Genomic DNA, 3,572 nt, shown 5'->3' on the forward strand with positions numbered 1-3,572 from the left:
TTAACTTCAGACAGTAAACTTGTAGTTGGTGCTACGGGTTATGAATCTGTACACTTAGATGCAGAAAAGGTTCGTACACTGTTTAATAGATCTAGCAAGATAGAATTACAACCAAGCTCTAAGAAGGAAAAACAGACACAGATTAACGATCTAGTTGTTTTTTGGGATGTTTCAGAAGATATGCAAGGTAGAGATATCGAAGCGGAGGTTAGGTATGTACAGAATTATGCTTCGGCGTATAAAGAGTTGAAGCTACGACTTGTGGTATTTGATTACAAGGTGAGAAGTGAGGAGTTGATTACGATTCGTAATGGAGACATTTCCCGCTTTCGCGAAAGCGTAAACAGTTTGATCTACAACGGTCCTTCTAACTATGATGTATTGGATATTGCAACTGCAGATGCTGTGATATTGAGTTCTAATGGGAACCCTAATTATGGAACGTTAAAAGTGTCTCAAGACGTTCCTGTGTATGCTATTGCGGGTAAGAACATTGATGTTGAGGTAGACTATATGCGTTCATTGGCTTCATACACACAAGGAAGGTTTAGTTCATTACAAGCCTATACTGGTCAAGTGTCTACTACTAAAGAAACAGCTCAGAAATCCCAAGTCTCAATGATACGTGGACGTGTAGAGAGTTTAGGGAAGCCATTACAAGAAGTATCTATTAGTAAGAAGGGAGATTTGACAGAATACCTTACTAAAGCAAATGGGAGTTTTGAAGTACCAGCAAGTGACGGAGATATATTACAATTTCGGTATTTAGGAATGTTTCCTAAAGATGTATTAGTATCAGATCAAAAGCTTATTCAGGTTGAATTATTACCAGAAAATAATGTGTTAGATGAAGTGGTTATAGAGAAAAAGATCGAGCGAATTATTGTAGGAGATAAAGAAATAAGAGGAAGAAGAATATCAGATATTCCAGGCGGAGTCACAGGAGCACTTGACCGTTATATAACAGCTGATGATATAACACTCAATGCTAAAACACTAGAATATGTTATCAGAGATAATTTTAAAAGAGTTCGTATTGTATACACACCTACAGGAGTACAATTACTTATAAAAAACGTAAGTCCAGACTTTTATATTAACGGTAGAAGAGTGGTTAATATAGATGAAGCGCTTGCTATTGTAGATAAAGATATAGAGTCTATTATTATAAAAGATTCTCCTACTATGACAAGTCGTTATGGCCCTATCATAGAAGGTTTTGCTGTTATTATAACAACTAAAGTCGTAGCGTTATCTAAAAAGAAGAGAGGAAATTCAGCACTTGTAAAAGGAAATGAATATACAGAAGATGTAACAGAGATTTCTGGAGGGGTAATTTCTGGAAAGACTCAAATTACGGGAAAAATAACAAGTTTAGGAAAACCTATTCAAGGCGCTACAATTGTAAAAAAGGGAACTTTTGAAGAGTATATTTCGAAGGCAGATGGAAGTTTTAAAATCTCGTCAAGTGAAGGAGAGGAATGGATTGTTTACTATTTAGGGATGTACCCTAAAAGCTTTGTAATTGGGGATAAATCATCGTATACAATTGATTTAGTTCCTAAAAATGATGTGTTAGATGAAGTTGTACTTAATGCTAATGGAAGAGAAAAAGAAGAAAAAGAAAAGGTGCAGACAGCTTGGGGACTAGAAAATAGAGATAAAGTAGGCTATGATATAAAAGTATTACGAAGAGAAGATATCTCTCCTGGAGCACCAGATTTAGGAGCAGCATTAAATGGAAAGTTTGCAGGAATTACCGCAAAAGAAGACCCAAGAGAAGGACTCACTGTTTTTGGAAGAAATGGATCAATGCTTATCGTTATAGATGGATCGATATTTCCACCTGGAACACCAAGGCCTTTTGTAAGCCCAGATCACGTAGAGAGCGTTTCTATAATAAAATCTGTAATGGGATCTATACGTTATGGGACTTTAGGAGGAAGTGGTGTTGTAGAAATTACGACAAGTAATTTTGCAAGCGGAAGCGCAAAAGAGATTCCTTCTGCGTTAGTTGAAGGCAATGATTATGCTGAAGAAGAAGTAAAATCCTTATCAGATCCTTTATTAGGGAGTTCATCTAAGGTATTAGTAAGTGGTGTAATCCGATCTCCGAGAGGTTTTTTAGAAGATGCAACGATTACGCGTAAAGGGAGTTTTGACGAGGTCTATACCGATGCTCAAGGTACTTTTAAGATAAAGGCCTCTTTAGGCGATGTACTAGTGGTAAGTAAAGCAGGAATGTTTGCTAAAGAAGTTTTGATAGAGACACAAAATGTGGGAAGTATTGAACTTACGCCAAAGAATGATGAGTTAGATGAGATCGTAGTCTCAGGAGGGAAACGCGTAGATAATACGATAGAGAGCAATGATGGCAAGCGTGTTAATAAAGACAAATTAGGTTATGCTGCTTCAGAGCTTACAGAAGATGATTTTGCAGCTGGAGCTACCAATTTACGACAGCTTATTACTGGAAAGGTTTCTGGCGTTTCTGTAGAAGGTGGATTGTATAGCGGTAGTGAAGTCGTTTATAAAATACGAGGTGGTACACAATCTGTTTTGACAGAAGTCCCTCCTATTTGGATTGTCAATGGTACGCCCTATCAAGACCCTCCTAACTTTTTAGATGTACAACAAATAGCAAGTATTACGGTATTAAAATCTACGACAGCTACGTCCCGTTATGGAAGTTTAGCAGCAGGTGGCGCCTTTTTAATAAAGACGAAGGAAGTTAGTTTCCAAGACAAGGCAAAGAAGGCACAGAAATCAGCCTTGGTGAGTGGTAATGAGTATACAGAATCCTCTACTAGAACGTTAGATACCTCTACCTTACCAGAATATATTTTACGCTTACGCGAAATACCAAACATAGGGGATCGATTTGAGAAGTATCAACGTATTTCAAGAACACAGGAATCTCCTTTAGAGTTTTATGTAGATGTAGCACAATATTTTGATGGGATCAATAGTAAGATGGCCGATCAAGTACGCGCAGACTTGGCATATATATCAAGAAATAATACCAAAGCCTTACGTACCTTATGTTATATCTATGAGGCATCGGGAGACTATGAGAAAGCGGCATTGGTGTATGAGCGTATTTTAAAGATAGCACCATCAGAGGCACAATCGTATAGAGATTTGGCCTTAGTATACCAAGAGATTGGGAAGTATAATGAAGCATTGGAATTATATTATAACATGCTAGGAGAGCAGATCAAGGGTGTTGACTTTACAGGATTAGAGAAGACATTACGCAATGAATTGAGTCATTTGTTAGCATTACATAAGGACAAGGTAGATTATAGTCGTTTTCCAAATGAGTGGTTACGTACAGATTTTGATATAGACATTCGTATGGTGATTGATTGGTCAGATAGATCAGTGCCATTTGAGTTTCAGTTTGTAAATCCAGACAAGAAATTCTTTAAGTGGACACATACGTTACAAGAGAATAGAGATAGGCTTGAAGGTGAGCAAGCACAGGGCTATCAATCGGAGGAGTTTATCATCGATGATGCACCGAGTGGCGAATGGTTGATTAATATACAGTATTTAGGAGATGAGGGAGA

The 3,572-nt window shown here is 37.5% G+C and carries 1 protein-coding gene; it reads left to right on the plus strand.

The window, feature by feature from the left end:
- The coding region (locus Q1A60_RS21425) for a TonB-dependent receptor plug domain-containing protein (RefSeq protein WP_300008484.1) at positions 1–3,572 on the plus strand (3,572 nt) is incomplete at both ends.

The organism is uncultured Dokdonia sp. (assembly GCF_947492535.1).
Classification (GTDB): Bacteria; Bacteroidota; Bacteroidia; order Flavobacteriales; family Flavobacteriaceae; genus Dokdonia.